Below are 26,817 nucleotides of genomic sequence, written 5' to 3' on the forward strand. Positions count from 1 at the left end.
TCCGCATCGACGGGACGGGACGCGTGCGCGAAACCAGCGCTCAGGCGTACTGGTTGGTGCGGTGCGCGAGGACCGTGAGCTCAGCCCGGGTTCGCACATCGAACTTGGCGAACAACCGCCCGATGTGCACCTCGACGGTCCGCACGGAGACATGCAGTCGTAGTGCGATCTCTCGATTGCTGTGGCCCTCGGCGACGAGCATCGCGACCTGCAGTTCGCGATCGGTGAGTACCGGTTCCCATGCCGCTCTGCAGGCCGCCAGCGGATCGGCGGCGCACACAGGAATCGGTGCGGTCGGCAGGCTGGAGCTCTCGGCCACCAGCTCTCCCAGGCGCACCAACCGGGCGTCAGCCGCCGACTTCCATGCCTCCGCACCCGCTGTCGCGAAGAGACTCCGCGCTGCCTGCAGATGTCGGACGCCCGCTCCCAGATCGCCACGCGTCACGCAGGTCGTCCCGAGAAGTGCCTCGACCCGTCCGCGCTCGAACGGAGATCTGATGGTGCGGCTGGCATCGGCGGCCGCCTGATAGTCCTGTCCCCACGCGTTCGCACGCGCTGCACGGATCGCAATGCGGATGCGGCGTGCCGAGGTGATGTCCGGAGGCTCGATGAGTGTCGGAAGCATGACCGGGCCCACCTCCTCCAGACCAGGAAGACCGAGGCATGCGCCGGGAGCGCCGTACTCGGCCCACAGTCGCATCTGCGTGGCTGCCTCATCGAAGCGACCAGCCAGATACGCGGCGATACCGTCTTCGACGAGGTGATCGGTGTGCAGCGAACGAGGCAGAACCACCGTGAGAGCGGCCGACATGGCGCCGCGTCGTCCCGTCGTGGCAAGCTCCACCAGACGCGTCAAGATGACGGCGAGACCGGCGAAAGGGAGCGCGAGCGGCACAGTCAGGGCTGCGCGCACGAGGACCTCGTGCGCGGCACGCACATCTCCCGACCAGAGTCGGAGCAGCGCCTCGACCGTCGCCCGATATGCGCCCACCACCGGACTGCGCTCGAACCCGCGCACGACGGCGTCGGCGGTGTCGATCCGATCGTCGCCTGCGAGGATGCGCAGGCCGCCTTCGGTGTCCCCGGAAACTCCGGCGCGCAGCGCCAGAAGGATGCTTCGGATGGGCTCTTCCCCGACGATGCCCGCGACGGCCTCGCCGGCGAGAAGGGTCGCCCAGGCGTCCGCCGGCCCGCACAGTGCGCCACCGGCACGGCATGCGGCATCGGCCTCGCGGGTCAGCTCCGCCCACTTCAGACTCTCCGCGTCGGAGTTCCGCTCTGAGCTCAGCATCGCCACGATCGCGGTGAGACGCCCCCAATCGCGCCACGCTTCGGGGCTTCCGCCGGTCGGCCGGAGACGCTCCGTGTTGACGGGGGGCACCTCCCCGAATCGAAGCGTGTTCGCCACGACCAGCCCTGCTGCCGCCACGCTGTCGGGGCGCTCGCCGTTGCGAGAGTCCTCTTCGACGACGGCGCCGAGCAGGTCGGCTGCATCGTCCACCCAACCGCCACGGAGGGCGGCAAGCCCGGCAGCGGAACGTGCCGCGACGAGGCCCTCCGGATCGGCGTGCCCTGCGGCTTCCCTCGCGACCGCGAACGCGCGCACGGCGTCGCCGCTCGCCGCAGCATGCCGTGACAGCTCCAGGAGCGGCCGCGTCAGGGCGGATTCGCCCTGCATCGTGCTCAGCGAGAGGTGCCAGAGAGCACGCCGATCATCGCCGAGCTCTTCGTACACGGTGTGCAGCGCTGCATGGATCTCCGTGCGCTCGGACAGGTCTGCGGTCTCATGCACCCAGATGCGCAACCGCGGGTCGATGAAGGCGAAATGCCCGGCGACGAGGAGCAATCGTGCGCTGAGCTCGCTGCTGATGATGTCCTCGATGGTGCGCCTGGAGACAGCGCGAAGAACGTCGGTGCGGTCGTCGACGCACACGGCGGCGGCGAGCAGGGCCCGTCGTTCCCACGGCGCCAGCAAGACGTCCGCGAACCGTGCGGCGACGACCGGCGTCAGCGGAAGCGGGTCAGGCAGCGCGCGCGTTCCCCGTCGCTCTCCCGGGGAGAGCAGACGGGCGACTTCCGCGATCGTCTCGAAGTCGCCGTCGAGCTCGGCGAAAAGGCGCGCGGCGACGTGCGGGGCGATCAGCAGGCCGCTCTCCTGGAGAGACTCCAGGAGTTCCACGACCGGAGCCGATCGTCGACGCGACCGCGTCGCCCCTCCGGTTTCCGGGTATGTCGCAATCACCCTTGCCTCCGCTCACCTCATCGTCGCGTAGGACAAATGTTAGCAGCGCTTACAAAGGTGCGGTGGTGCGATCAGCCTTCTTCTTCGTCCAGTTCACGCGGCTTGACGTACGGGTCGGCATCTCCGGCATGTACGGCCGAAGCGGCGATTCCGGCGACGGCCGCGTCGCGCTCGCGCGCTTCACGCAGCAACGCCGCGATGTGGTCGGCGTTCTCCGGAAGTGCGTCCGGGATGAACTCGAGCGTCGGCACCAGGCGGGTGCTCAACTGCCGCCCGACCTCACTGCGCAGCATCCCCGTCGCTGATGCGAGCGCCGCACCGCTGGCGATGCGCTCCTCCTCGGTGCCGAGCACCGTGTAGAACACGGAGGCATGCTGCAGATCCCCGCTCACGCGGACGTCCGTGAGAGTGACGAAACCGAGCCGCGGATCCCGCAGTCCCTTCTCCAGCCGCTCGGCAAGGATCACACGGATGCGATCGGCGAGACGGGCCTGTCGTTCACCAGCCATTGTTCTCTTCCTCTCCACGAAGCCTTCGGGCGAGGATGCTCAATGCATCCCCGCCCGAAGCTATCGAACTGATCAGCCGCGAGGCTTCTCGACGAGTTCGATGGTCTCGATCTCGTCGCCGATCTGAATGTCGTTGAACTTGCCGAGGCCGATACCGGCCTCGTAGTCCGTGCGAACCTCGGTGACGTCATCCTTGAACCGCTTGAGCGACTCGATGGCGAGGCCGTCCGCGAGGACGACACCATCGCGGATGACGCGGGCCTTGGCGTTTCGCGTGATCGTTCCCGATCGCACGATGACACCGGCGATGTTGCCGAACTTCGAGGAGCGGAACACCTCGCGGATCTCGGCGACGCCCGACTGGACCTCTTCGTACTCCGGCTTGAGCATTCCCTTGAGGGAGCTCTCGACCTCGTCGATCGCGTTGTAGATCACCGAGTAGAACCGGATGTCCACGCCTTCGCGAGAGGCGCGCTCGCGCGCCTTCGTGTCGGGGCGGACGTTGAAGCCCACGATGATCGCGTTGTCGATCGTCGCCAGGTTCACGTCGGACTCGGTGATCGCACCGACACCGCGGTGGATGATGCGCAGCTGCACCGAGTCATCGACCTCGATCTTGAGGAGCGACTCCTCCAGCGCCTCGACGGCACCGGACACGTCACCCTTGATGATGAGGTTGAGCGACTCGACCTTGCCCTCTTCGAGTGCACGGGTGAAGTCCTCGAGCGAGATGCGCTTGCGGGCCTTGGCCAGCTGCGCGTTGCGCTCGACCGCTTCACGCTTCTCAGCGATCTGGCGGGCCAGACGGTCCTCGTCGGTGACGAGGAACACGTCACCGGCGCGGGGCACGGAGTTCAGACCCTGCACCTGGACCGGACGGGACGGGTAGGCCTCTTCGACCGCATCGCCGTTCTCGTCGAGCATCGCGCGAACGCGGCCGTAAGCCGTACCGGCGACGATCGAGTCGCCGACACGCAGCGTTCCGGACTGGATGAGCACCGTCGCGATCGAACCGCGGCCCTTGTCGAGCTTCGCCTCGATGGCGACGCCTCGTGCGGACTTGTTCGGGTTCGCGGTCAGGTCGAGACCGGCGTCGGCCGCGAGCAGCACGGCGTCCAGGAGTTCCTGGATGCCGGTACCGGCACGCGCCGAGACGTCGACGAACATGACGTCTCCGCCGTACTCTTCAGCGACCAGACCGTACTCGGTGAGCTGCTGGCGCACCTTGGCCGGGTTGGCGTCGGGCTTGTCGACCTTGTTCACCGCGACCACGATCGGGACGTTGGCCGCCTGGGCGTGGTTCAGCGCCTCGACCGTCTGCGGCATGATGCCGTCGTCGGCCGCGACCACGAGGATCGCGAGGTCGGTGACCTGGGCACCACGTGCACGCATGGCGGTGAACGCCTCGTGACCCGGGGTGTCGATGAAGGTGATGGCCCGCTCGATGCCCTCGTGCTCGGTCCAGACCTGGTACGCACCGATGTGCTGGGTGATGCCGCCGGCTTCACCCTCGATGACGTTGGTCTGACGGATCGCGTCGAGCAGTCGGGTCTTACCGTGGTCGACGTGACCCATGACGGTGACGACCGGCGGACGTATCTCGAGGTCTTCCTCGTTCTCCTCCTCCAGCTCCTGCTCGAGGTTGAGACCGAAGCCCTCGAGGAGCTCCTTGTCCTCGTCCTCGGGCGAGACCATCTGGATCTTGTAGCCGAGCTCGGCACCGAGCACCTCGAACGTCGCCTCGTCCAGCGACTCGGTGGCCGTAGCCATCTCGCCGAGGTTGAAGAGGATGGTGACGAGGGTTCCGGGCTGCACCGTGTAACCGGTCAGCGTCTCGATCTTGTCGGCGAAGTCCGCGATGGAAGCTCCGCGGCGCATGCGAATGATCTCGCCGTTGCCACGGGTGACGTTGACGCCACCGACGACCGGGGCGCTCCGCATCTCGAATTCCTGCCGCTTCGCCCGCCGCGACTTGCGCTGCTTGCTCTTGCCGCCGCCCTTGCCGAAGGCACCAGCGGTACCACCGCCGGGACCACGGCCACGGCCACCGCCGCCACCGGGACGACCGGCGAAACCGCCGCCGCCACCGGGACGTGCACCGGGGCCGCCTGCGCCACCGGGGCCGCCTGCGCCGCCGGGACGACCGGGGCCGCCCGGACGCTGCTGGAACGGTGCACCACCGGGACGACCGCCACCCTGTCCGCCGCGCGGAGCGCCGGGACGAGCGGGACCGCCGGGGCGGGGTGCGCCGGGACGCGGAGCGCCGGGACGCGGGGCCTGCGGGCGCGGGATGTTGCCGGGCGTCGGACTCGGACGCTGGCCCATCCCCTGCGCCGAGGCGAAGGGGTTGTTGCCGGGACGCGGACCTGCCGGGCGCTGCCCCATCCCCTGCGCAGAGGAGAACGGGTTGTTACCGGGACGCGGGCCGCCGGGCGTCGGAGCTGCGCCGTCGGACTTCGGCGTCGCAGTGTCTGCCTTCGCTGCCGACGGAGCATCCTGCGCAGCCGGAGCGGCCGGAGCAGGGGTCTCTGCGACCGGAGCGGGCGCTGCGGGGGCGGGAGCCTCCGGAGCAGGCTTGGGGCCAGGCTTCGGTCCCGGGGTCGGGCCCGTCGGCTTCGCCGCACCGGGCTTTGCTGCACCGGGCTTGGCCGCGGCAGCCGGCTTGGCCGCGGCGGCCGGCTTGGCCGCTGCAGTCTCCGCAGGCTTGGCAGCACTGTCGGCTTCGATCGCCGCGCGCAGCTTGCGCGCCACCGGCGGTTCGATGGTTGAAGAAGGGCTCTTGACGAATTCGCCGAGCTCCTTGAGTTTTGCAAGAGCGACCTTGCTGTCGACGCCAAGTTCGGCGGCGATCTCGTGTACGCGTGGTTTTCCAGCCACAATTCTCCTGTCAGGGTCGGTCCACCCAGACAGGGCAGACCACTAGTCGCGGACGGGTCTCATTTCGAGCCGTTCACTTTGTTTCCATAGCCATTCAGCCGTTTCTCGATGGTCTGCGTGTCCAGTGGTGCGGACACACGGAGGGCTCGTGCGAAAGCGCGGCGCCGCAGGGCGGCATCCATGCATTCCCGCGTCGGATGCAGCCACGCGCCTCTCCCCGGCAGAACCGCACGCTCATCGATGATGAGGATGTTGTTCTGGGAAACCACCCTGAGAAGGGCGGAGCGAGAAGCACGGGTGCGACAGCCGACGCACGTTCGTACAGGTTCCATCTTACACCGCGCCGCCGAGGGTCTCCGCGCAGGCCATCGACTCAGTCCAGGACGCTGTCCGGCTGGATGTCGATCTTCGCTCCGGTGAGCTTGGCGGCCAGACGCGCGTTCTGGCCTTCCTTGCCGATCGCGAGCGACAGCTGGTAGTCGGGCACCAACGCGCGTACCGCCTTGGTTCCGGCATCCAGGATGAACGCGCTGGTGACCTTCGCCGGCGACAGCGCGTTGGCCACGAAGGCCGCGAGTTCCGGGTTGTAGTCGACGATGTCGATCTTCTCCCCCGCCAGCTCCTCGGTCACTGCGCGCACCCGTCGACCGAGCTCGCCGATGCAGGCGCCCTTGGCGTTGATGGAGGGGTCATCCGACTTCACCGCGATCTTGGTGCGGTGACCGGCTTCACGGGCGAGTGCAACGATCTCGACGAGGCCGGCCGCGATCTCCGGGACCTCCAGCGCGAAAAGCCTGCGGACGAGCCCGGGGTGCGTACGCGAGACCGTGATCTGCGGACCCTTCATCCCCTTGGCGACGCTCGTGACGTAGACGCGGATGCGAGACCCGTGCGTGTACTCCTCGCCGGGCACCTGCTCCTCGGGCGGGAGGATGGCTTCGACGGATCCGAGGTCGACGTGGATCATCCGCGGGTTCGGACCCTGCTGGATGACGCCGGCGACGATGTCGCCTTCTTTGTCCTTGAAGTCGCCGAGCACGACGTCGTCGGCGATGTCGCGCAGCCGCTGGCTGATGACCTGCTTCGCCGCGAACGCCGCGATGCGGCCGAAGTCGTCGGGGGTGGCGTCTTCTTCGCCGATGATCGCGCCCTCTTCGTCCTTGACGACCTGGAGCACGGCGACGTGGCCGGACTTGCGGTCGAGTTCGACGCGGACGCCCTCCGGAGTGGTCCCGTCGGCGGCGACATGCTTCGAGTACGCAGTCAGGACGGCCTGTTCGATGATCGCGACGAGTTCATCGAAAGGAATCGCCTTCTCTTTCTCGATCCCACGCAGCAGACTCAGTTCGATGTCCATGACGACTCCCTATTCAGCTCTCGTCGGCGCTTGTTCACGCGCCGACATCCGTACAACGATACCCTGTGGCCACGACCCGGCGCGACGGCTGGGGCCGCTGCTCGCGGCGTCGACACCCCAGGAGGATCCGTGACCACGTTCGACACCATCGTGATCGGCGCCGGTATGTCGGGCACGACCAGCGCACGGATACTGGCGGACGCCGGCCACCGCGTGCTCGTCCTGGAAGCACGCGACCGGATCGGCGGTCGCATGCAGAGCGACCGCTCGGCGGGCTTTCCGGTCGATCTCGGCGCCTCCTGGATTCACGGGATCACCGATTCCCCGCTCTCGGATCTCGTCCAGACGCTCGGGATCCCCACGATCGAGTTCACCGTCGGGAGCTTCCAGGCCGGTGGGCGGCCGATCGAGAACTTCGACGGCGAGAGTGCGCCGATGGATGCCGACGCCTCTGCTCGGTGGGTCGCGGATGTCGAAGCGGCCGACCTCGCGCTGGTCGACGAGATCGCACGGTCCGAGCCCGGCGACACGTATCTCGATGTGACCGAGCGCGTCCTGGACCGTACCGGATGGGCACCGGAACGCATCGACGAGGTGCGCGAGTTCTTCCGGCATCGGGTCGAGGAGCAGTGCGGGGCGTGGATCGGCGATCTCGATGCGCACGGACTCGATGAAGACGCGATCGACGGTGACGAGGTGATCTTCCCTCGCGGCTACGATGAGCTGCCGCACCGCATCGCCCAGGGACTCGACATCCGGCTCGGCCACGTCGTCACAGCGGTGAACCGCTCAGCCGACGGGGTGATCGTGTCGACCGATCAGGGTGAATTCACCGCACACAACGCGATCGTGACCGTTCCGCTCGGTGTTCTCAAGGCGGGCGCGATCGAATTCGCCCCCGCTCTGCCGGAGGACGTCGCCGGACCCATCGCGCGACTCGGCATGGGTGTCTTCAACAAGATCTTCGTGCAGTTCCCCGAACGGTTCTGGTCCGAGGACAGCTATGTGCTGCGCGCCCTCGGCGACGCCGGTGAGCACTGGCACTCCTGGTATGACGTCTCGGCGATCAGCGGGCACCCGACGCTGCTCACCTTCGCCGCCGGACCCTTCGGGCGGCATGTGCAAGGGCTCTCGGACGGTGCGGTGATCAGTGATGTGCTCGCCAGTCTGCGCGCCATGTACGGCGACGCCGTCGGTCAGCCGGTCGCGCATCGGATCACGCGCTGGGGCGACGATCCGTTCTCGATCGGCTCCTACTCGTACCTCGCCGTCGGTTCTTCGCACCACGACCACGACGCGCTGGCCGGTCCGGTCGACGGGGTGCTTCATTTCGCGGGCGAGGCGACCTGGGGCGATGAACCGGCGACGGTGGGCGCTGCACTGTACTCCGGACGCCGCGCGGCGGAGAGGATTCTCGGCCGCACGATCGATCTGAACGAATTCGCCGCGCGCATCATCGCACGCGAGCAGTCCGACGCCCGCTGAACTTCAGGGGGCGGTAGGCAGGGCGTTGATCGCGCCGATCAGCCGGTAGAGGGCGCCGACCTCGCGCCGCCGCAGCCGCAGGGCGAGCCGGGGCAGGTCGAGACGGTCATGGTCGAGCACCTCGGCCTGCACCGGCTCGATGCGCTCGATCGAGCCGTCGAGCAGCAGGTCGCTGAACTCCTCGTTGAGCGCGGCGACGTCGGCATCCGACGGCACTCCCCGCAGTCGCAGCACCAGCCGATCTCCGACCCAGCGCAGTGAGTCGTAGTTCCTCCAGAACCCGGTGATCTCGGCGGCAGCAGCATCGACCGAATCCGTCACCAGCACTCTGTCGAAATCGTTCGGCGAGATGACGCCGGCCGGTACCATCTGCTCTTTGATGAAGCGCTCGAGCCCCTGCCAGAAGTCGCCGCCGGGTTCGTCGAGGAGCACGATCGGCATCGGTTCGGCCTTGCCGGTCTGCTGCAGGGTGAGCAGCTCGAACATCTCGTCCATCGTTCCGAATCCGCCAGGGAGGCAGATGAAACCGAGGGACTCCTTGATCAGCATGAGCTTGCGAGTGAAGAAATACTTCATCTGCACGATGTGCGAGTCATCCGCCATCACGTCCGAGGGCTTCTCCTCGAACGGGAGACGGATCGACACTCCGATGGCGCGCTCCGTGCCTGCACCTTCGGCGGCCGCCTGCATGATCCCAGGACCGGCTCCGGTGACCACCATCCACCCCTGGTCTGCGAGGGCGGAAGCGACACCTCGAGCCTGCTCGTAGAGCGGATCGTCGTGCCGCGTGCGCGCAGAGCCGAACACCGTCACCTTGGGGATCTTCGAGTACGGCTGGAACAGGCGGAACGCATCGCGCATCTCCGCGAGCGCGGCCGACGCGATCTTCAGGTCGAGGCGCGATGTGCCGTCCTGGCCGAGCAGCACTCCGCTGCGCAGAATCCTGGTGATCAGGGACCGGTTGGTGCGGATTCCTGCTTCGTCCAGGACCTTCGCAAGTTCAGCATCCAGGGCATCCGAGGTCAGCGCGTCGCTCATGACCCCAGCCTGTCACGTCCTCCGGCGACAGGAGCGAGCGACCCGCAGACCCTCGGCGCGATGCCGAGGGTCTCGCCCTCAGCGCGCCGAGAGCCCGGCGACAGCCTCGGCGACCGACACGGTCTCCCGCTCGCCGGTGCTGCGATCCCACAGCTCGACCTGGCCGTCTGCGGCACCTCGTCCGACGATGACGATCTTCGGTACGCCGACGAGCTCCGCATCGCCGAACTTCACGCCGGGCGAGACCTTGGGGCGGTCGTCGTAGAGCACGTCGAGGCCCGCCGACTCGAGCTGGGCCGCGATGCCCTCCGCGACGTCGAATGCGACCTGATCGCGCCCTGCGGCGACCACGTGCACATCGAACGGGGCGACGGACGCCGGCCAGATGAGGCCCTTGTCATCGTTGTGCAGCTCGGCGATGATCGCGAGGATGCGGGTGACGCCAATTCCGTACGAACCCATCGTGACGGTGACCAGCTTGCCGTTCTCGTTCAGGACCTTCAGGCCCAGCGTCTCGGCGAAGAAGCGTCCGAGCTGGAAGACGTGGCCGATCTCCATGCCACGGGCGAGCTCGACCGGACCCGATCCGTCGGGGGCCGGGTCGCCGGCGCGGACGTTCGCGATCTCGATGATGCCGTCGGCGACGAAATCGCGGCCGGCGATGACCGAGTGCGCGTGCTTCTCGTCCATGTTCGCGCCGGTGATCCAGCTCGTCCCCTCGGAGACGCGGGGGTCCACGAGGTAGCGGATTCCGGTGGCGGACTCCTCGCCGAGCACGGCGCCGGTCAGCGACCACGGACCGATGTAGCCCTTGACCAGGAGCGGGTTGTTCTCGAAATCGTCTTCGTTGGCGGTGGAGACCTCTGCGGGAGCGAAGGCGACCTCGGCTCGCTTCTCGTCGACCTCTCGGTCGCCGGGGATACCGACGATCACCAGCTCACGCGTGCCGTCGACATGGGTGAGGGCGAGCACGACATTCTTCAGCGTGTCTGCCGCGGTGTACTCCCCCTCGAGGTTCGCGTTGCAGTGCGCGACCAGGGTGTCGATCGTGGGAGTGTTCGGGGAGTCGAAGATCACCGGCGCGGCATCCGCGTCGAAGGCGATCGCGTCAGGCACGGCTGTCGTGAAGGCCTCGACGTTGGCGGCGTAGCCGCCGGCAGAACGCACGAAGGTGTCTTCACCGACGGGAGTCGGGTGCAGGAACTCCTCGCTGCGCGCGCCGCCCATCAGACCGTTGTCGGCCGCGACGATCACGTATTCGAGGCCGAGCCGCTGGAAGATCCGCTCGTAGGCATCGCGCTGAGACTGGTAGCTGACCTCGAGCCCGGCATCCGATGCATCGAACGAGTAGGCATCCTTCATCGTGAATTCGCGCCCGCGCAGCAGACCGGCGCGGGGGCGCGCCTCGTCGCGGTACTTGTCCTGGATCTGATAGATCGTCAGCGGCAGATCCTTGTAGGAGGAGTAGAGGTCCTTCACCAGGAGGGTGAACATCTCCTCGTGGGTCGGCGCGAGCAGGTAGTCGGCGCCCTTGCGGTCCTGCAGACGGAAGATGCCGTCGCCGTAGGACTCCCACCGGCCGGACTGTTCGTAGGGATCGCGGGGCAGCAGCGCGGGAAAATGCACTTCCTGCGCACCGGCATTCGCCATCTCATCACGGACGATGCTCTCGATCTTCGCCTTGACCTTCAGCCCCAGCGGAAGCCACGTGAAGACGCCGGGCGCGGCGCGACGGATGTAGCCGGCGCGCACGAGCAGACGGTGGCTGGTGACCTCCGCGTCGGCGGGATCTTCGCGGAGCGTACGGAGGAAGAAGTTCGAAAGACGAGTGACCACGGGCCAAGTCTAGTGACCCGTGGCACCCGTCCTCGTTGAGTGCGGAGCAGCCGTAGCTCAGTTGAGCGCGGGGAGCCCTGTGGGCACGACGCCGCCTGCGTACAGGCTCGAGGCCAAGTCCTGAAGAGCGGTCAGGGCGACGCGTTGCGGAAGCGGACCGAACGAGATCCGCGCCACTCCGAGCGTTTCGTACGCGGATGCAGCGAGAGCGCCGGGGACTCCGATCACGCTGATCTTTCGCTCCCCGATGCCGTCGACGAGCTGGCGGGTCACGTTCGCGTCGAGCAGACCCGGCACGAAGATGCAGGTCGCACCGGCGTCGAGGTAGGCACGTCCGCGCTGGATCGCGTCGGCGATGCTCTCCTCGATCGGGCGATGCCCCGCGCGGACGAAGGCGTCGGTGCGGGCGTTGAGCACGAAGGGAACACCCTCGGCCTCTGCTGCCTTGACGACCGCTTCGACGTTCGCCACGGATTCGTCCAGCGGCTTGAGGCGATCCTCGATGTTCGCACCGACGACTCCTGCGGCGATCGCCAGGCGTGTGGTCTCCCCCGCGTCACCGTAGCCGTCGTCGAGGTCGGCCGTCACCGGGAACTCCACGGCCGCAGCGATACGGCCGACCATGTCGAGCATGATGTCGCGCGGAATGCTGCCGTCGGCGTATCCGAAGGTCGCGGCGATTCCGTGGCCCGCCGTGGCGATCGCCGTGGTCTCGGGAAGGCCGGCGACGGCTCGCGCCGACACGACATCCCACACGTTGATGACACGGAGGATCTCTGGTGCCTCATAGAGTCCGACAAGGGCCTGAGCTTTGGATGCTGTGGTCATGCGTCAACGCTAACGCGGCTCGGCGGGTTGCGGGGTGGATGACCGGTCTTCGGCCGGCGGCCTCGGTCTGCGGTCGTCGGCCTTCAGCCGGCGGTCAGCGGCGTGCCCGGCGGACCAGCGCGCCATACGCGCGCATGAGCTGCGGCACGACGAGATAGACGGCCAGCGGAACGACGACGATCGTCAGGACGAACGCGCGGAGCACGGGGTGCCACCCCTCGGCGAAGGGCGCGATGGCGAAGAAGCCGAGGGTGACGAGCGGGAAGATGGCGAGCCAGGTGATGATCGCCCGTACATGCACGGACGGCGGGCGTGGGGCGTCGACCGGGGGCGCGATCTCGGTGGGGGCAGACTGGGACATGGGGGCCTTTCGGTGGTTGTCGGAGTTCACGCCGCGGCGGCGGCGTCGAGATTCAGTTGCAGAAGCCATCCGTTGATGGCGATGGCGGCGGCGCTTCCGGCACCCGCTGCGGTGATGACCTGAGCTGTGGGGGTGACGACGTTGCCCGCAGCCCAGATGCCGGGGACGCTGGTGTGGCCGAAGCCGTCCGTGCGGATGAGTCCACTGGTGTCGTCGACGTCGCAGCCGAGGGTTCGCAGGAGTCCGTCGCGTGGGCGTTGACGCGGTGCGATGAACACCGCGTCACAGTCGACGACCTCACCATCGGTGAGGGCGATCCCATCCAAGCCCCCATCATCACCCGGCAGATGAGACACGGTTCCGTCCACCACCTGCACGCCGAACGATGCGAGTCGATGCCGCTCCGTCTCGGAGAGTTCGATTCCGTTCGTGATGAACGAGACGCGGTCGCTGTAACTGCGCAGCAACGCCGCCTGCTTGATGGACATCTCGCGGATAACCCCGCCGACGACGGCGATATTCCGCCCCAGGACCTCATGGCCGTGGCAGTACGGGCAGTGATGCACGAGGGTGCCCCACCGCTCACGCACCCCGGGGAGGTCGGGCAGCTCATCGACGAGACCCGTGGCGATCATGATCGCCCGCGTTTTCTCGCTACGCGTCTCTGTCGAAACGACGAAGGTCCCGTCGCTTTCACGATCGATCCTCGTCACGTCGGCATGGCGAACGGATGCGCCGTACCGTGCCAGTTCGTCACCGCCCGCCGCGAGAAACTCGGCGGGCGAGAGGCCGTCGCGAGAGACGAAGCCGTGCATGTGAGGCGCCGGCGCATTCCGCTGTTTCCCGCCGTCGATCAACAGCACATCCACCTGCGCTCTGGCGAGCACGAGTCCCGCGCTGAGGCCAGCCGCTCCGCCCCCGATGATGATGACGTCGTGGCGATCGTTTGTGTTCATACGGCCAGACTGGCCGCGCTCACCCTGAAGTCGGGAATCCTGTTGCCGAAAGTGGAACGGCGTGCTTTGCTCGACGGGTGAGCACGACGCAACGCATCGAGACCGAACTCAGCCAAGTCGCTCCGAGGCTTCGCCAGGCGCGCCAGAAGAGAGGCATGACGCTCGAGGAACTGGCGGTGGAGACCGGCATCTCCAAGAGCACACTCTCCCGTCTCGAATCAGGCCAGCGCCGACCGAGCCTTGAGCTCCTGCTTCCGGTCGTCGCAGCCCTGTCGGTGCCGTTCGACGAGATCGTCCGCTCCCCTCGCGTCGATGATCCTCGCGTGACGCCGCGAGCGACGCGAGCGGACGGAAGAACTCTCACTCGATTGTCTGCTTCGAAGGGCGAACCGCAGGCGTTCAAGATCACCATCCCCGCAACGGACCGGCAACCGGTGCTTCGCACGCACACCGGCTACGAGTGGATCTACGTCTTGGACGGTCGGCTCCGACTCATCCTCGGTGACCACGACGTCGTGATGGGCCCCGGTGAAGTCGCGGAGTTCGACACCAAGAACCTGCACTGGTTCGGCTCGACCGGCGCAGGACCCGTCGAGATCCTCAGTTTGTTCGGCAAGCACGGGGAGCGGATGCACGTACGAGCGCGCACGCGCCCGGCTTCGGCCTGATCTGGGTACGGCGATCTCAAATGGTCCTCAAACGGACGCGCCGCGGGGCGTAAGTTGAATCGCCGTTCGGGAACTCACATTCTCTATCTCAGTGAGTGTTTTTCCTGGATGCCGTTAACCGCTCGCCCTAGTCAAGTTAGAGTCGCTGCATGCGAGCGCGTCCGACCGACCCAAGGGACCAGACGTCTCAAGTCGACGATCCGAGCTACCGTGTGTATTTCTGGGCTGATGATGCTGGCACAAAAGAGGAATGGGAGCTCTCGGAGACCGACATCTCCGAGGTGCTGGACTGGATCTCCACGCGCGCAAATGGTCGCTCTCACAGTCTCTGGGCGGTGACGAGATCGGCGGGCCGTGTCTGCTTGATCCGTCTTCGCGGCATCGATCTTGATGCCCGTCGCGACTCCTGGCCGGCCTGGGCTGACGAGGCTCGCTAGCCGTACTATCCGACGGACTCTCCCTGATGCCGTACAGGCACAAGACGAAGGCCGGCGCGAACGGTCCGGTGCGCGCCAAGTCGATCGGTCCCGCGTGAATCCCAGGCGCTATCGAGCCGCAGCCGTGCCCGTGCCTCTCGATCGCGCCACAGACGATCGTTATGACCAACTCGTGTGGCCGACGCGCAATGCGAGACGGTGAGACGGGTGACGGGCGACGGGTGACGGTCTCGCAAGACGGACTGCAGCGCGTCGAAACGCGGTTCCGGAACACTCGTTCTCGTCGAATTCGGGTCGTTATACAGCCGTGGTCTAATGAGCTATTTCCTGGCGCTGATCTGGGGTTGGAATGTCGGTGGCCCCTGGTGTACTGGGGTTATGACGGCGTTGATGGATGCGACAGTGGAGCAGGTGGCGACGCTGGGCGCGCTCACTGATTCTGTCGTCGAGATCGAGCGCACGATCAGCAGCCTGCAGGCGGCGCGGGATGGTCTTCTCGCTCTCGGGTCGCGGTTCGCGCTCGACGTCGCCCAGCAGGGCGGGCATGAGGATTTCGGGGACATGGCGTTGCGGACGGTCGCGGCGGAGATGGGTGCGGCGTTGCGGGTCAGCGACCGGACGGTGCAACGGCGGATGGCGGAAGCCTCGTTTCTGGTGGAGCAGTTCCCGTCGGTGTGGCAGGCGCAGGGTGCGGGGCGGATCAGTGCCTCACACGCCCGAGTGATCATCGACGCCGGCGCACACCTGGACGATGCTGCGGATCGGGATGCGTATGCGGAGCAGATGTTCGGGTTCGCGGAGACGGAGTCCCCGAACCGGGTGGCCCGGATGGCCCGCCGGGTCGCCGAACGCTTCCAACCGCGGTCGATCGATGAGCGCCACCAGGATGCCCGCGACCGGCGCGGCGCGTGGATGAAAGACCGGGCGGATGGGCAGGCGGAGTTCGGGCTGGTTGGCCCGGCCGCGCTCGTGCACGGCGCGTTCGACCGGATCACCGGCATGGCGAAAGGCGTGCAGGGTGCTCCCGGCGGCGACAACGAGGATGCCGCCGATCCACGCACGATCGATCAACTCCGCAGCGACCTCGCCCTCGACCTCCTCCTCACCGGGGCACCCGCCGGTCACGACACCCCCGACGGGCTCCTCGCCACCATCACCGCCCACGTATCCGTGACCGTCCCCGTCACGACACTGATCGGCACCGGGACCACCCCGGCGGAGTTGGACGGGCGGGTCCCGATCGACACCGCCACCGCGAAAGAACTTGCCGGGGCGGCATCCGGGTGGGATCGCATCCTCACCCACCCGATCACCGGGAACCTCCTCGCCGTGGACCGCTACCGGCCCAGTGCGCACCTGACGCGGCACCTGAAAGCACGCGATCAACGCTGCCGATTCCCGACCTGCGGACTCCCCGCCCGAGACTGCGACATCGACCATCATCAAGACGCCGCCCTCGGCGGCGCGACCACCTTAGAGAATCTCGGCGACCTCTGCCGCCGACACCACGTCCTCAAACACCACACCCCGTGGCACGTCGAACAACTCGACACCGGGGTCTACGCCTGGACCAGCCCTACCGGCAAGGTCTACCTCGACCGACCCCCACCCCAGAACACCGTCACCTTCACCGAAGACGACACCCCACCACCCTTCTGACGCCGAGTCGCGCATTCGCGCGCTTCGCCAGGGCATATCGTCGGGGCACATAGTGTGGGTTTCATGCCTCAACGCCGATCACATGTCGCTCCCTCCGCCGCACAGACCGAGCTGGCGGCGGCGCTCGCGACGCTGCGCGAGTCGCTGGATGCGCCTGTGGAGTTCCCGGCATCCGTTCTCGCTGAGGCCGAAGCCGCGACGGCACCGATACCGGAACTCGACTTGCGCGACATCCCCTTCGCAACCCTCGATCCCCTGGGCGCGCGCGATCTGGATCAGGCGTTTCACCTCGAGCGCCACGGCTCCGGCTACACCGTGATGTACGCGATCGCAGACGTGCCCGGCTTCATCACGCCGGGCGGAGGGGTGGATACCGAAGCACGCCGGCGCGGCCAGACGCTGTACGCCGCGGACGGCAGGATCCCCCTGCATCCGCCCGTCCTCAGCGAGGACCGGATCTCCCTGCTGCCCGAAGCCGACCGACCCGCGCTGGTATGGACGTTCGAGCTCGACAGTGCCGGCGTCGTCACCGATTTCCGGCTCGAGCGCGCACTCATCCGCTCACGCGTGCAGCTGGACTACGTCTCCACCCAGCAATCGCTGGACCGCGGCGAAGAGGGGCCGGCCTCGCTCCTCCCGGAAATCGGTGCGCTGCGCCTGGAGCAGGAACGTCTGCGCGGTGGCGCGAGCCTGAATCTTCCGGACGACGAGGTCGTTCGGGACCCTGCCGGCCGATACGCCATCGAACGGCGCCGCCCGCTGCCGGTCGAGGAGTGGAACGCCCAGCTCTCGCTGATGACCGGGATGGCCGCAGCCTCTCTGATGCTGGAAGCCGGCGTCGGAATCCTGCGCACGATGCCAGAACCCGATGAGAAATCGTTCGAATCCTTCCGCCGACAGACCGAGGCGCTCGGTCGCCCATGGACCACGGGCACCTACGGCGAGTACCTCCGCGCACTGGACCGGAACGATCCGATGACCCTGTCGGTGCTCGAAGCGGCCGCCATGCTGTTCCGCGGTGCCGGATATCTGCCGTTCGACGGCACATCGCCGACGGATGCCGAGCAAGCCGCGATCGCCGCCCCCTATGCGCACGCCACGGCACCGCTGCGGCGTCTCGTCGACCGCTGGGTACTGACGATCTGCCTCGCCGTCTCGAACGGGAAAGATGTCCCCGACTGGGCACGGGAGTCGCTCGACGAGCTGCCCGCCCTGATGCAGGCATCCGGGCAGCGCGTGTCGCAGCTGAACAACGCGACGATCAACTGCGTCGAAGCCGCGCTGCTGACGCCCTTGGTCGGGTCCGTGATCCAAGCGACGGTGATCGAGCTGCGGGAGGATCGAGCGACGATCCAGATCGCGGACCCTGTGGTGACGGCATCCGCTCCGGTCCCCGCAGGCGCAGCGCCCGGCGATGCGATCTCACTGCGACTGGTGCGCGCCGACATCGCGCGCGGAGAAGTGGAGTTCGCCCTCCCGAAAGATGGTCCTGGTGACCTGCCTCGTTGACTGGCGGGTGACTGGCGGGTGACTGGCGGCAAAGTGACGGCACAGTGGCGGGTCGATGACGTGGCCATGGCGGCAGGAGCTGAACGAGCATGATTTCCATGAACACGACACGAATCATCGAACTCCGCCAGACGCAGGGCTGGACGCAGGAACGGCTCGCGAACGAGAGCGGCGTCGGCCTCCGCACCGTTCAGCGGCTGGAAGCAGGACAAGACGCGAGCCTGGAAACGCTGTCCCTTGTCGCCGAAGCGCTGCACGTCTCAGTGCGAGAGCTGTTCACCGTGATCGACGACGCTGATCTGAGCAACCGCGTCGATTCATTGGAGGACCGCACAGTCGAACAGCAGGCGGCACGAGACCGGATCAGCAGCGCGTGGCGATGGCTGTACATCGGGATCGGCGTCGTCCTCACCTTCGTGAGCTTCACCTTCTCGTACGGACTGGTGCTGTTCCTCTCCTACTGGATCGGGGGCTACATCATCCTGGTCGCGATCCGCCGGATCTATCTCGAGCCGCACCTCGACATGAGGTTCCCCCTGTCCCGCGGGAAATCGAAGACGAAGGCCGCCGTCCGCTGAGCACTGAGGCGGGCGACGTAGGCTCGCATTCATGCCGAAGTCTCCATACGTCGACAAGCTCCGCGCGCACATCGGCCATGATCTGCTGCTTCTCCCCGCTGTCACCGCCGTCATCCGTGACGGCGACCGGTTCCTGCTGGCACGGTCGCACGGGTCGAAGCTCTGGGGCCCGATCGGCGGTGGCATCGAGCCTGGGGAGAACCCGGAGGATGCCGTCGCTCGCGAGGTCCTCGAAGAACTCGGCGTCGAGCCGGTTGTCGGCGACCTCGTCGGCGCGTTCGGCGGGGCCGACCTGATCATCGACTATCCCAACGGCGACCGCGTCGGATACACCACGATCGCATTCGAGTGCGAACTCCCTGCTCGTGCTGAGCTGATCCTCGAGGAAGACGAACTCGTCGAAGTCGGCTGGTTCGAGCGATCCGCACTGGCAGATCTTCCCTTGCAGCCCGGCGTCATACGGATACTGGGTAACGCGACCCGGGGTCGTTCGACTCCGGGCAGAGCGATCATCGAGAAGGCGGTCTGCTACGTCGTGGCCGACGACCACCTCCTGGTGTTCACCCACGACGACCTACCGCTCACCGTGACCGGCGTGCAGGTTCCTGCTGGCACGGTCCGAGTCGGAGAGTCAGCGGGCGATGCGGCCGTGCGAGAGCTCTTCGAGGAGACCGGACTGCGAGGGAGCGTCGTTCGTCCACTCGGGTCAGCGGACTACGACCTCGCCCCGACACGGTCTGAGATCGCCCGGAGACACTTCTTCCTGATGCGCGTCGATGAGGCAGACGTTCGCGCTTCATGGGTTGCCGGAGAGACCGATCCGGAGGGCGGAGGTCCGGCTCAGACGTGGACCTGCCGCTGGATCCCGCTCGCGCAGGCACACGTCCTCGCCGCCGGCCTCGGGGCGAAGCTCGGTGAAATCATGACCCTGTCGAAGGACGAGCTCACGCCGCAGGCACAGCTGTCGTCGTCATCACCAGCATCTGCGGATCGCTGAGATCCAGCGACACCGAGATGGCCGAGAACTCCGCGAGCGAGGCTACGTGCGTTCCGCCGCACAGAATCACAGCCTCACCCTCGGGAAGATCGCAATGCCACCGGCGACGATCCACGATGGTCGGGCCATCGACCTCGATCCGGCTGCGGGCCGCGGATGCCACCCACACGGCGAGCTGTGCGTTGATGCGCTCCTCGCGCTCGACCAGTGTCGCCGCGAACGTCTCCGTATCGAATCCGGCCCTGCGCAGGCTCTTGCCGAGCCGATACTCGTCGACGCTGCCATCATCGCCAATGCGGCTGGACTGATTCGCTCGACCCTCGAAATCGGGAGAGCCCAGCGCGTCGACGCCCGGGTCCTTCCGCCACAGATCAGCGACGGCCAGATCCAAGGCGAGCGACGCCAGATGGCAGGCCGTGTGTCCGCGACTGAGCGCAGCGCGACGCGCAGCATCCACTTCCGCAACGACCGTCGATCCCACGGCGAGCCATGCCGGAGCATCCGTCGGCTCGATACGATGCGCGACGAACCAGCTCCATCCCTCGCTCCCCCGTTTGATCGGGATCTCCGCACCGACGGCGAACTCGCCTTCATCGCTGCGCGCGGCCATCTCCGTCTCGGTGACGGACACTCGACCCGCGTCGCCGACCAGCGCACCCGTATCCCCCGGCTGATCGGGCCAGGTGTGATCGACGGGGTGGAAAGGCGTCGCATCCACGATGATCACCGCGCCATCCGGACGACTTTCGGTGAGGACGACCTGCGCCTCGCCTCGCAGCTCTCCCGCGGCGAAGGTCACGATCGTATCGGGCACGGCACTGCTCTGCGTCATCGGATCCTTGCTCCACTCGTGGTCAACCGCCGCCGATCCAGTGCTCGAGCTGTTCGATCGGGGCATACCAGCCCAGATCCAGGATCAGTGTCTGCAGAGCCTTGTCGAGCCCCGCGATCACGGCGATTCCCACGATAACGAACAACACGCCGATCACCCGACGGAACCATCCGCGGGGATCGGCCAGCCAACCGAGCCGACGCACCATGCGCCGGCCCAGCAGGCCCACCAGAAGCAGGGTGCCGGCCAGCCCCACCGCGTAGGCGACCACGTAGACCAAGCCCTCGGCGAACGAAACCGGCAGCACCGCGGCGACGATGAGCGCGTACGTGGGGCTGCAACTCGAGAAGACGGGACCGAGTGCTGCTCCGGTGAGCACGTCGCCCGCGATCCCCCGCCGTGATTGCGAGCTCTCGAGCATTTCGCCGCTGCGCTGCTGGAGGCGCAATCGCGCGGAGAGCCGGTCCCAAAGCACCGGAAAGAGTAGATCCACGCCGAGCAGGATGATGATCGTTCCCGAGATGATCTGCCAGACGGACGGCGGGATGCCGAGCAGCGCGGTCGTCGCCTTCAACGCGAGGGTGAACACGATGACACTCACGGCCAGGGAGGCGGCGATCGTGTACGGACGCAGCCTGCTGCGCTTCTCGTCTCCGACGGCCGCTCCGCCGATGATGATCGGCAGCAGAGGCAGCACACATGGTGCGGCGGCCGTCAGCACTCCGGCGGCCAGGCTCAGCAACAGGGACGCGGTCATCGAACGTCAGGGCGCCGCAGCAAGCAGTGATTCGATGGATGGCTCGTCATACAACACGGCGCTGGACAGCTTCTCCCCATCGTCTCCGACGTACACGACCGTCGTCTGCAGCGTGACGCCGTACTGTTGACGCAGATCCACCCGATCGTCGTAGTCGACCTTGAACACGGTCACACCGTCGGGTGAGCCCTCGTTCCTGAGCTGCTCATCGAGCGCACGGCACTGCGGGCACCACGTCGCATGGAAGAAGAGCACTTTGGTGCCGGGGGTCGCTTCGATCACCCCGTCTCGGTAGTCCATGTAGACACCCGTGATCGGCGCGTCGTCATCCGCAGACGGCTCGACGGCCGGGGCTACGGGCTCAGAAGGAGCAGGATCGCTCGCCTCCACCGATGCGGGTGACGACGGCTCATCAGACGGCATCGGCGCGCAGCCCGCGAGCAAGAACGCGGTGATGGCGCCGGTCACGATGGCGATACGAGTCGCTGCACCGCGCATTGCACCTCCCGGAAAGATTCCGCTAACCGGTACGCTACTCCGCTCAGTGGTTCGGCGGGATGGTGAAACTGGCGAGCGTGAAGGTCAGACTGTGATGACCTGAGCGGAGCCGAGCGGAGAACCAGGCCCCATCTCGGCTGCGATGCGATTCGCCTCTTCGATGAGCGTCGCGACGATCTCCGCTTCCGGCACGGTCTTGATGACCTCGCCCTTCACGAAGATCTGTCCCTTGCCGTTGCCGGATGCGACGCCGAGGTCGGCTTCGCGCGCCTCACCCGGACCGTTCACGACGCAACCCATCACGGCGACGCGGAGCGGCACGGTCATGTCCTTGAGGCCCTCGGTGACATCTTCCGCGAGTGTGTAGACATCGACCTGTGCGCGACCGCATGACGGGCACGAAACGATCTCGAGCTTGCGCTCGCGCAGGTTCAGGGACTGCAGGATCTGATGACCGACCTTGACCTCTTCGACCGGCGGCGCCGACAGCGAGACGCGGATCGTGTCCCCGATCCCCTCGGAGAGCAGGATGCCGAACGCAGTGGCGCTCTTGATGGTGCCCTGGAAAGCGGGGCCCGCCTCGGTGACACCGAGGTGCAGGGGCCAGTCGCCGCGCTCGGAGAGCAGGCGGTAGGCCTTGACCATCACGATCGGATCGTTGTGCTTGACCGAGATCTTGAAATCGTGGAAGTCGTGCTCTTCGAAGAGCGACGCCTCCCAGACGGCACTCTCGACGAGAGCCTCTGCCGTCGCCTTGCCGTGCTTCTGCAGGATTCGCCTGTCGAGGGAACCGGCGTTGACGCCGATGCGCAGAGAGACACCGGCAGCCTTCGCGGCCTCGGCGATCTTGCCCACGTTGCCGTCGAACTCGCGGATGTTTCCGGGGTTCACGCGCACCGCGCCGCAGCCGGCGTCGATCGCCGTGTAGATGTAGCGAGGCTGGAAGTGGATGTCGGCGATCACCGGGATCTGGCTCTTCATCGCGATGATCTTCAGAGCATCCGCGTCATCCTGGTGCGGCACGGCGACGCGCACGATCTCGCATCCGGATGCCGTGAGCTCGGCGATCTGCTGCAGAGTGCCGTTGATGTCGGTGGTCTTCGTCGTCGTCATCGACTGCACGCTGACCGGGGCATTGCCCCCGACGAGCACCTTGCCGACCTTGATCTGACGGGTCTTGCGGCGAGGGGCGAGGACTTCGGGGATCTTCGGCATCCCAAGGTTCACTGCTGGCACACCCCAAGCCTACGCCGCCCGCATGCGCGCGGGCTGGAAGCCGCCCATGTGACCTGACCCGTCATTCGGCCGAGCCGGGTACCGCTCGTGTGGTAGTTTCGGCCCATGCTCGCGAACGTCACCTGGTGGCCCGCCTCCTAGGCGGTGTGTTCGCGTTCCCACGAATCCAGACCGCCTCCGGGGCGGTCTTTTCGTTGGGCCGAGCCGGAGCACCGCACAGGAGACATCGATGACCCTCTCACGCCTCGCCGAGCTCACCGCAGATCCGGCGGCATCCTTCGTGCTCATCGCGCGCGACGGCGCCGACACCGTCGAGCTGCTCACCGGTGAAGTCTTGGACGTCGACCTCCTCGCCGACATCCCGCTCACCATCGACGGCACTCCCCGCGAGATCTTCGCCATGGTCCCGTACCGGCAGGTGCGCGAGCGTGGTTTCGTCGCGCAGGATGACGCAGCACCCCTGCGGTGCCTGATCGTCGACGAGCACCTGGCCCTGCCGACCGCCGATCTCCTCGGCGAACTCCCGGAAGCGCCGATCCCGCTGCAGGACGCCGGCTTCGACATCAGCGATGACGACTACGCCACGATCGTCGAACGCGTCATCGCCGACGAGATCGGCCGGGGCGAAGGCGCGAACTTCGTGATCCGCCGAGACTTCACCGCGCGGATCGATGCCGACGACCGCACCGCCGCCCTCACCTGGTTCCGAGCGCTCCTCGCGCACGAGCGCGGCGCGTACTGGACGTTCCTCGTCGTCACACCGGGCCACATCGCCGTCGGCGCCAGCCCGGAAGCGCACGTCGTCGCTCGCGAAGGCATCGTCACCATGAACCCGATCTCCGGAACCTTCCGCCACCCGGCGGGCGGCGCCACCAAAGAGACGCTCATCGATTTCCTCTCTTCGACGAAGGAGACAGAGGAGCTCTTCATGGTCGTCGACGAGGAACTGAAGATGATGAGCGCCGTCTGCTCGGATGGCGGCCGCATCACGGGGCCGCACCTGAAGGAGATGTCGCGACTCACGCACACCGAGTACATGCTCCGCGGACGCAGCCGCCTCGATCCGCGCGACATCCTCCGCGAGACGATGTTCGCCCCGACTGTGACCGGGTCGCCCATGCAGAACGCGTGCGCGGTGATCCGCCGCCACGAGCGCGCGCCCCGCGGCTACTATTCCGGGGTCGCTGCGCTGTTCACGCCGAATGCGGATGGCGGGCACGACCTCGACGCGCCGATCCTGATCCGCACCGTCTATCTGCAGAACGGCACCCTGCGCGTTCCGGTCGGCGCGACGCTGGTGCGCCACTCCGACCCCCACGGTGAGGTCAGCGAGACTCACGGCAAGGCCGCCGGCGTCCTGGGCGCCATCGGAGCGATCGACCGTGATCGCGTGGCCGAGGCGCGCAGTGATGCGGATGCTCCGGCCGAAGAACACGCGCTCGCGGACGACCCGGCGATCGCCGAGCTGCTCGCCTCGCGCAACAGCCGGCTCGCGGAATTCTGGCTGAACCCGCAGGACGACGGAGCACCCGGCCCCTTCACGGGCCGCACGGCGCTCGTGGTCGATGCCGAGGACAGGTTCACGACGATGCTCGCGCATCAGCTTCGTCACCTCGGTCTGGACGTCACGATCGCCGCCTGGAGCGAGGTCCGCGATCAGGATCTGGATGCCGCTGACCTCGTCGTCGCCGGCCCAGGGCCCGGCGACCCCCGCGACGACGCCAATCCCCGGATCGCGCGGATGCGGGAGGTGGTCGCCAGACGCCTCGATCGCGACGCACCGCTGCTGGCCGTGTGCCTGAGCCACCAGATCCTCGCTGATCGGCTCGGTATCGCGCTCACCCCGCTGGACGCGCCGCACCAGGGCCTGCAGAAGTCCGTCCCGGTCTTCGGCGAGGACGCGTCGATCGGCTTCTACAACACCTTCACCGCCAGGGCGACGCCGGGAACGACGTCGATCAACGGAGCGGATGTCTCAGCCGATCCAGCGTCCGGAGACGTGTACGCGCTCCGAGGAGAGGGCTTCGCCTCCGTGCAGGGACACCTCGAGTCGATCCTGTCGCGCGACGGCATCCGCACCCTGGGGCGTCTGGTGTCGCACGCCCTGACCTGAACCTTTTCGGTCGTTGAGCGAGGAGCGCAGCGACGACACGAGACGCTCCCGCTACTGCAGGATGCTGATGGGCTTGAACACGTCGGCGACCAGCAGCAGCGCGCCCATGCCGATCAGCAGGGTCGCGACCACCACGGTCAACGGGACGAGTCTGGTCGCATCCACCGGAGCGGGAGGCGGACGACGGAACAGCTTCGCCCACACTCGGCGCACGCCCTCCCACAGCGCCACCACGACGTGTCCGCCGTCCAGTGGCAGCAGCGGGATGAGGTTGAACACGAACAGCGCGATGTTGAGCGAGCCGAGCAGGCTCAGGAGCGTGGCGAAGCGGTTGAGAACGGGCGCCTCAGTGGCGGCCACTTCCCCGGCGAGACGTCCGACGCCGACCACGCTGAGAGGGCCGTTCGGGTCGCGCTCGCTCCCGGTGATGAGCGACGCTCCGACGTCCCAGAGACGCACCGGCAACGTCGCCACCAGAGTGGCGACGCGGGCGACATTGTCCATGGTGAGCTGCGGCCCCACCAGCAACGGCTGCGGAATCAGCCCCATCTGCGAGCCCATGCCCACGTAGCCGACCTCGCGGACGACCTCTTCACCGTTCTCGTCGAGAACGGGCTGGCCGCTGGCGTCGGTGATCTTCCGCTCGGCCGCGATCGGGGTGATCGTCAGCTTCTCTTCGGCGCCGTCACGTCGAACGATGACGGTCAGTGGCTCCCCCGGCGCTGCCTGCACGATGGCGGTCGCCTCGGCGAAGGTGGAAACCGGCTTCCCGTCGATCGAGACCAGAACGTCGCCGGGAAGGATCCCGCCGTCGGCGGCCGGCGATGCCGGGTCATCCGCCCGGCATTCCTCCTGTGTCGACCCCGCCGGCAGTACGCATTCGGTGACCGAGGCGATCGTGGTCGTCCCCTGCTGCAGGCCGATACCCGAAGCGAGCACCGTGAAGATGAGCACCGCCAGGATCAGGTTCATCAGCGGGCCGCCGAGCATGACGATGACGCGCTTCCATACCGGAAGCCGGTAGAACACCCGATCTTCGGCGCCCTCCGCGATCGTCTCGTCGTTGGCCGAGCGGGCGTCCTGGACGAGCGTCCGGAACAATCCGCGCGCAGGACCGGCATCCTTCGACGCCGGATACATCCCCGACATCGAGATGAAACCACCCAGCGGCAGGAGCTTGAAGCCGTACTCGGTCTCGCCGAATCGCTTCGACCAGATGCGCGGCCCGAATCCGATCATGTACTGCCCGACGCGCACGCCGAACAGCTTGGCCGGGACGAGATGGCCGACCTCGTGCAGACCGATCGACAGACCGAGCCCGAGCAGCATGAACAGGATGCCGCCCACATACAGCAGGATTTCCACGTGCCCACGCTACTGCCCGATCCCTAGGAATCCGCCCGGCACCGTGCCGAGACGCGCATCCGATCCCCGTAGGCTGGTGAGGTGACTCCCCGCCAGCTGCGACTCCTGCGCGCAGCCTCGGCATCCACCGTCGCCACGCTCCTCGCTGCGGTGTCGCACACCCTCGGCGGCGGCGTGGCCCCGCATCCGCTTCTGGTGATCGCGCTCTCCGCGTTTCTCACCCCGCTCGCCGCCGCCCTGATCGGACCGACACAGCGGCGAATCCGCGTGGCGACGACCGTCCTGGTCGCGCAGGCGGTGTTCCACCTCGTCTTCCTGCTCCTCGGCACCCCGAGCGACACCGACGTCGGTGTCGGCGGCGGCCACAGCCATCACCTGGACCTGTCGGCCCTGGGACCGATCGCGCCGTCCGTGGCACCCGATGCGGCGATGCTCGCGGCGCACATCGTCGCCGCAGCCCTCACGACCCTCCTCGTCTGGCACGGCGAACGGATGCTTCGCGGCGTCGCCCGATGGGTGCACGCCGCGCTGCGTCGCGCGCTCCCCGTCGCGCCCTCCGAGCACAAGAGACCTCTCGCGCTGCGCTCCACGCTGCGCCGGATCTCCGACACCGGCATCTCGGTCGTCGTGCTCCGACGCGGCCCTCCTGTGCTCTCCCGCGGCTGACCGCCGCACGAGC

The 26,817-nt window shown here is 67.3% G+C and carries 23 protein-coding genes; 8 read left to right on the forward strand and 15 right to left on the reverse strand.

Going from position 1 to position 26,817, the window contains the following annotated elements:
* Positions 1-40: 40 nt before the first annotated feature.
* The 5 genes from MRBLWO13_RS16395 to nusA form a co-directional block, all read right to left on the reverse strand.
* The gene (locus tag MRBLWO13_RS16395) at positions 41-2,179 is read right to left on the reverse strand and encodes a helix-turn-helix transcriptional regulator (RefSeq protein WP_341975147.1); all 2,139 of its coding nucleotides are present in this window, start codon (positions 2,177-2,179) and stop codon (positions 41-43) included.
* A 134-nt stretch (positions 2,180-2,313) separates the two neighbouring features.
* Complete coding sequence (gene rbfA, locus MRBLWO13_RS16400; protein WP_341975148.1) at positions 2,314-2,751, reverse strand: 30S ribosome-binding factor RbfA; 438 nt, start codon at positions 2,749-2,751, stop codon at positions 2,314-2,316.
* A 72-nt stretch (positions 2,752-2,823) separates the two neighbouring features.
* Positions 2,824-5,628 (reverse strand): translation initiation factor IF-2, encoded by a 2,805-nt coding sequence (gene infB / locus MRBLWO13_RS16405; RefSeq protein ID WP_341975149.1) that lies wholly within the window; start codon positions 5,626-5,628, stop codon positions 2,824-2,826.
* A 59-nt stretch (positions 5,629-5,687) separates the two neighbouring features.
* A complete protein-coding gene (locus tag MRBLWO13_RS16410) occupies positions 5,688-5,960 on the reverse strand; it encodes a YlxR family protein (protein ID WP_341975150.1) in 273 nt (90 codons plus the stop codon).
* Positions 5,961-6,001: 41 nt separating this feature from the next.
* Positions 6,002-6,985: a transcription termination factor NusA gene (nusA, locus tag MRBLWO13_RS16415; protein WP_341975151.1), complete on the reverse strand. Its 984-nt coding sequence runs from the start codon at positions 6,983-6,985 to the stop codon at positions 6,002-6,004.
* Between the two features lie 129 nt (positions 6,986-7,114).
* Here nusA and MRBLWO13_RS16420 point away from each other — a divergent pair, with 129 nt between their 5' ends.
* A complete protein-coding gene (locus MRBLWO13_RS16420) occupies positions 7,115-8,470 on the forward strand; it encodes an FAD-dependent oxidoreductase (RefSeq protein WP_341975152.1) in 1,356 nt (451 codons plus the stop codon).
* 3 nt (positions 8,471-8,473) lie between these two features.
* Here the strand turns inward: MRBLWO13_RS16420 and MRBLWO13_RS16425 are convergent, their stop codons facing one another.
* The 5 genes from MRBLWO13_RS16425 to MRBLWO13_RS16445 all read right to left on the reverse strand — a co-directional run bounded on the left by MRBLWO13_RS16425 (position 8,474) and on the right by MRBLWO13_RS16445 (position 13,489).
* Positions 8,474-9,508, reverse strand: coding sequence for a TIGR00730 family Rossman fold protein (locus MRBLWO13_RS16425; protein ID WP_341975153.1), 1,035 nt, complete (start codon positions 9,506-9,508; stop codon positions 8,474-8,476).
* 78 nt (positions 9,509-9,586) lie between these two features.
* Positions 9,587-11,344 carry a proline--tRNA ligase gene (locus MRBLWO13_RS16430; RefSeq protein WP_341975154.1) on the reverse strand — a complete coding sequence of 586 codons (1,758 nt, stop codon included), beginning with the start codon at positions 11,342-11,344 and terminating at the stop codon, positions 9,587-9,589.
* A 57-nt stretch (positions 11,345-11,401) separates the two neighbouring features.
* A complete protein-coding gene (locus MRBLWO13_RS16435) occupies positions 11,402-12,172 on the reverse strand; it encodes an isocitrate lyase/phosphoenolpyruvate mutase family protein (RefSeq protein ID WP_341975155.1) in 771 nt (256 codons plus the stop codon).
* Between the two features lie 94 nt (positions 12,173-12,266).
* Positions 12,267-12,533, reverse strand: a complete 267-nt coding sequence (locus MRBLWO13_RS16440; protein WP_341975156.1) for a hypothetical protein — start codon at positions 12,531-12,533, stop codon at positions 12,267-12,269.
* 26 nt (positions 12,534-12,559) lie between these two features.
* A complete protein-coding gene (locus MRBLWO13_RS16445; protein WP_341975157.1) occupies positions 12,560-13,489 on the reverse strand; it encodes an NAD(P)/FAD-dependent oxidoreductase in 930 nt (309 codons plus the stop codon).
* Positions 13,490-13,566: 77 nt separating this feature from the next.
* Here MRBLWO13_RS16445 and MRBLWO13_RS16450 point away from each other — a divergent pair, with 77 nt between their 5' ends.
* The 5 genes from MRBLWO13_RS16450 to MRBLWO13_RS16470 all read left to right on the forward strand — a co-directional run bounded on the left by MRBLWO13_RS16450 (position 13,567) and on the right by MRBLWO13_RS16470 (position 19,337).
* A complete protein-coding gene (locus MRBLWO13_RS16450) occupies positions 13,567-14,157 on the forward strand; it encodes an XRE family transcriptional regulator (RefSeq protein WP_341975158.1) in 591 nt (196 codons plus the stop codon).
* Between the two features lie 815 nt (positions 14,158-14,972).
* A complete protein-coding gene (locus MRBLWO13_RS16455) occupies positions 14,973-16,253 on the forward strand; it encodes a DUF222 domain-containing protein (protein ID WP_341975159.1) in 1,281 nt (426 codons plus the stop codon).
* A gap of 63 nt (positions 16,254-16,316) precedes the next feature.
* On the forward strand, positions 16,317-17,762 hold the full coding sequence (locus MRBLWO13_RS16460) for an RNB domain-containing ribonuclease (RefSeq protein WP_341975160.1): 1,446 nt from the start codon (positions 16,317-16,319) through the stop codon (positions 17,760-17,762).
* Positions 17,763-17,860: 98 nt separating this feature from the next.
* Positions 17,861-18,340 (forward strand): helix-turn-helix transcriptional regulator, encoded by a 480-nt coding sequence (locus tag MRBLWO13_RS16465; RefSeq protein ID WP_341975161.1) that lies wholly within the window; start codon positions 17,861-17,863, stop codon positions 18,338-18,340.
* Positions 18,341-18,371: 31 nt separating this feature from the next.
* Entirely contained in the window at positions 18,372-19,337 is a 966-nt protein-coding gene (locus MRBLWO13_RS16470) for an NUDIX domain-containing protein (protein WP_341975162.1), read from the forward strand.
* Here MRBLWO13_RS16470 and MRBLWO13_RS16475 read toward each other — a convergent pair.
* From MRBLWO13_RS16475 to ispG, 4 genes are all read right to left on the reverse strand, one after another.
* Complete coding sequence (locus MRBLWO13_RS16475; protein WP_341975163.1) at positions 19,285-20,169, reverse strand: hypothetical protein; 885 nt, start codon at positions 20,167-20,169, stop codon at positions 19,285-19,287. The genes MRBLWO13_RS16470 and MRBLWO13_RS16475 overlap by 53 nt on opposite strands.
* A gap of 22 nt (positions 20,170-20,191) precedes the next feature.
* On the reverse strand, positions 20,192-20,926 hold the full coding sequence (locus MRBLWO13_RS16480) for a cytochrome c biogenesis protein CcdA (RefSeq protein ID WP_341975164.1): 735 nt from the start codon (positions 20,924-20,926) through the stop codon (positions 20,192-20,194).
* 6 nt (positions 20,927-20,932) lie between these two features.
* The gene (locus MRBLWO13_RS16485; protein ID WP_341975165.1) at positions 20,933-21,424 is read right to left on the reverse strand and encodes a thioredoxin family protein; all 492 of its coding nucleotides are present in this window, start codon (positions 21,422-21,424) and stop codon (positions 20,933-20,935) included.
* A gap of 84 nt (positions 21,425-21,508) precedes the next feature.
* A complete protein-coding gene (gene ispG, locus MRBLWO13_RS16490) occupies positions 21,509-22,660 on the reverse strand; it encodes a flavodoxin-dependent (E)-4-hydroxy-3-methylbut-2-enyl-diphosphate synthase (protein ID WP_341975166.1) in 1,152 nt (383 codons plus the stop codon).
* Positions 22,661-22,889: 229 nt separating this feature from the next.
* On the opposite strand from ispG, the gene MRBLWO13_RS16495 reads away from it, so the two are divergent.
* Positions 22,890-24,773 (forward strand): chorismate-binding protein, encoded by a 1,884-nt coding sequence (locus MRBLWO13_RS16495; protein ID WP_341975167.1) that lies wholly within the window; start codon positions 22,890-22,892, stop codon positions 24,771-24,773.
* 51 nt (positions 24,774-24,824) lie between these two features.
* On the opposite strand, the gene MRBLWO13_RS16500 is transcribed toward MRBLWO13_RS16495, so the two are convergent.
* Positions 24,825-26,138: a M50 family metallopeptidase gene (locus tag MRBLWO13_RS16500; protein ID WP_341975168.1), complete on the reverse strand. Its 1,314-nt coding sequence runs from the start codon at positions 26,136-26,138 to the stop codon at positions 24,825-24,827.
* A gap of 81 nt (positions 26,139-26,219) precedes the next feature.
* Here MRBLWO13_RS16500 and MRBLWO13_RS16505 point away from each other — a divergent pair, with 81 nt between their 5' ends.
* The gene (locus MRBLWO13_RS16505) at positions 26,220-26,804 is read left to right on the forward strand and encodes a hypothetical protein (protein WP_341975169.1); all 585 of its coding nucleotides are present in this window, start codon (positions 26,220-26,222) and stop codon (positions 26,802-26,804) included.
* Positions 26,805-26,817: the final 13 nt, after the last annotated feature.

It is taken from the genome of Microbacterium sp. LWO13-1.2, assembly GCF_038397725.1.
Lineage (GTDB): Bacteria > Actinomycetota > Actinomycetes > Actinomycetales > Microbacteriaceae > Microbacterium.

Bases quoted from the DNA above. Each gene is read 5' to 3' on its own strand.
- MRBLWO13_RS16445 (WP_341975157.1), bottom strand. From the start codon at position 13,489: ATGAACACAAACGATCGCCACGACGTCATCATCATCGGGGGCGGAGCG.
- MRBLWO13_RS16460 (WP_341975160.1), top strand. From the start codon at position 16,317: ATGCCTCAACGCCGATCACATGTCGCTCCCTCCGCCGCACAGACCGAG.
- rbfA (WP_341975148.1), bottom strand. From the start codon at position 2,751: ATGGCTGGTGAACGACAGGCCCGTCTCGCCGATCGCATCCGTGTGATC.
- nusA (WP_341975151.1), bottom strand. From the start codon at position 6,985: ATGGACATCGAACTGAGTCTGCTGCGTGGGATCGAGAAAGAGAAGGCG.
- MRBLWO13_RS16435 (WP_341975155.1), bottom strand. From the start codon at position 12,172: ATGACCACAGCATCCAAAGCTCAGGCCCTTGTCGGACTCTATGAGGCA.
- MRBLWO13_RS16425 (WP_341975153.1), bottom strand. From the start codon at position 9,508: ATGAGCGACGCGCTGACCTCGGATGCCCTGGATGCTGAACTTGCGAAG.
- MRBLWO13_RS16485 (WP_341975165.1), bottom strand. From the start codon at position 21,424: ATGCGCGGTGCAGCGACTCGTATCGCCATCGTGACCGGCGCCATCACC.
- MRBLWO13_RS16410 (WP_341975150.1), bottom strand. From the start codon at position 5,960: ATGGAACCTGTACGAACGTGCGTCGGCTGTCGCACCCGTGCTTCTCGC.
- MRBLWO13_RS16475 (WP_341975163.1), bottom strand. From the start codon at position 20,169: ATGACGCAGAGCAGTGCCGTGCCCGATACGATCGTGACCTTCGCCGCG.
- MRBLWO13_RS16440 (WP_341975156.1), bottom strand. From the start codon at position 12,533: ATGTCCCAGTCTGCCCCCACCGAGATCGCGCCCCCGGTCGACGCCCCA.
- MRBLWO13_RS16470 (WP_341975162.1), top strand. From the start codon at position 18,372: ATGCCGAAGTCTCCATACGTCGACAAGCTCCGCGCGCACATCGGCCAT.
- MRBLWO13_RS16480 (WP_341975164.1), bottom strand. From the start codon at position 20,926: ATGACCGCGTCCCTGTTGCTGAGCCTGGCCGCCGGAGTGCTGACGGCC.
- MRBLWO13_RS16495 (WP_341975167.1), top strand. From the start codon at position 22,890: ATGACCCTCTCACGCCTCGCCGAGCTCACCGCAGATCCGGCGGCATCC.
- MRBLWO13_RS16455 (WP_341975159.1), top strand. From the start codon at position 14,973: ATGACGGCGTTGATGGATGCGACAGTGGAGCAGGTGGCGACGCTGGGC.
- MRBLWO13_RS16465 (WP_341975161.1), top strand. From the start codon at position 17,861: ATGAACACGACACGAATCATCGAACTCCGCCAGACGCAGGGCTGGACG.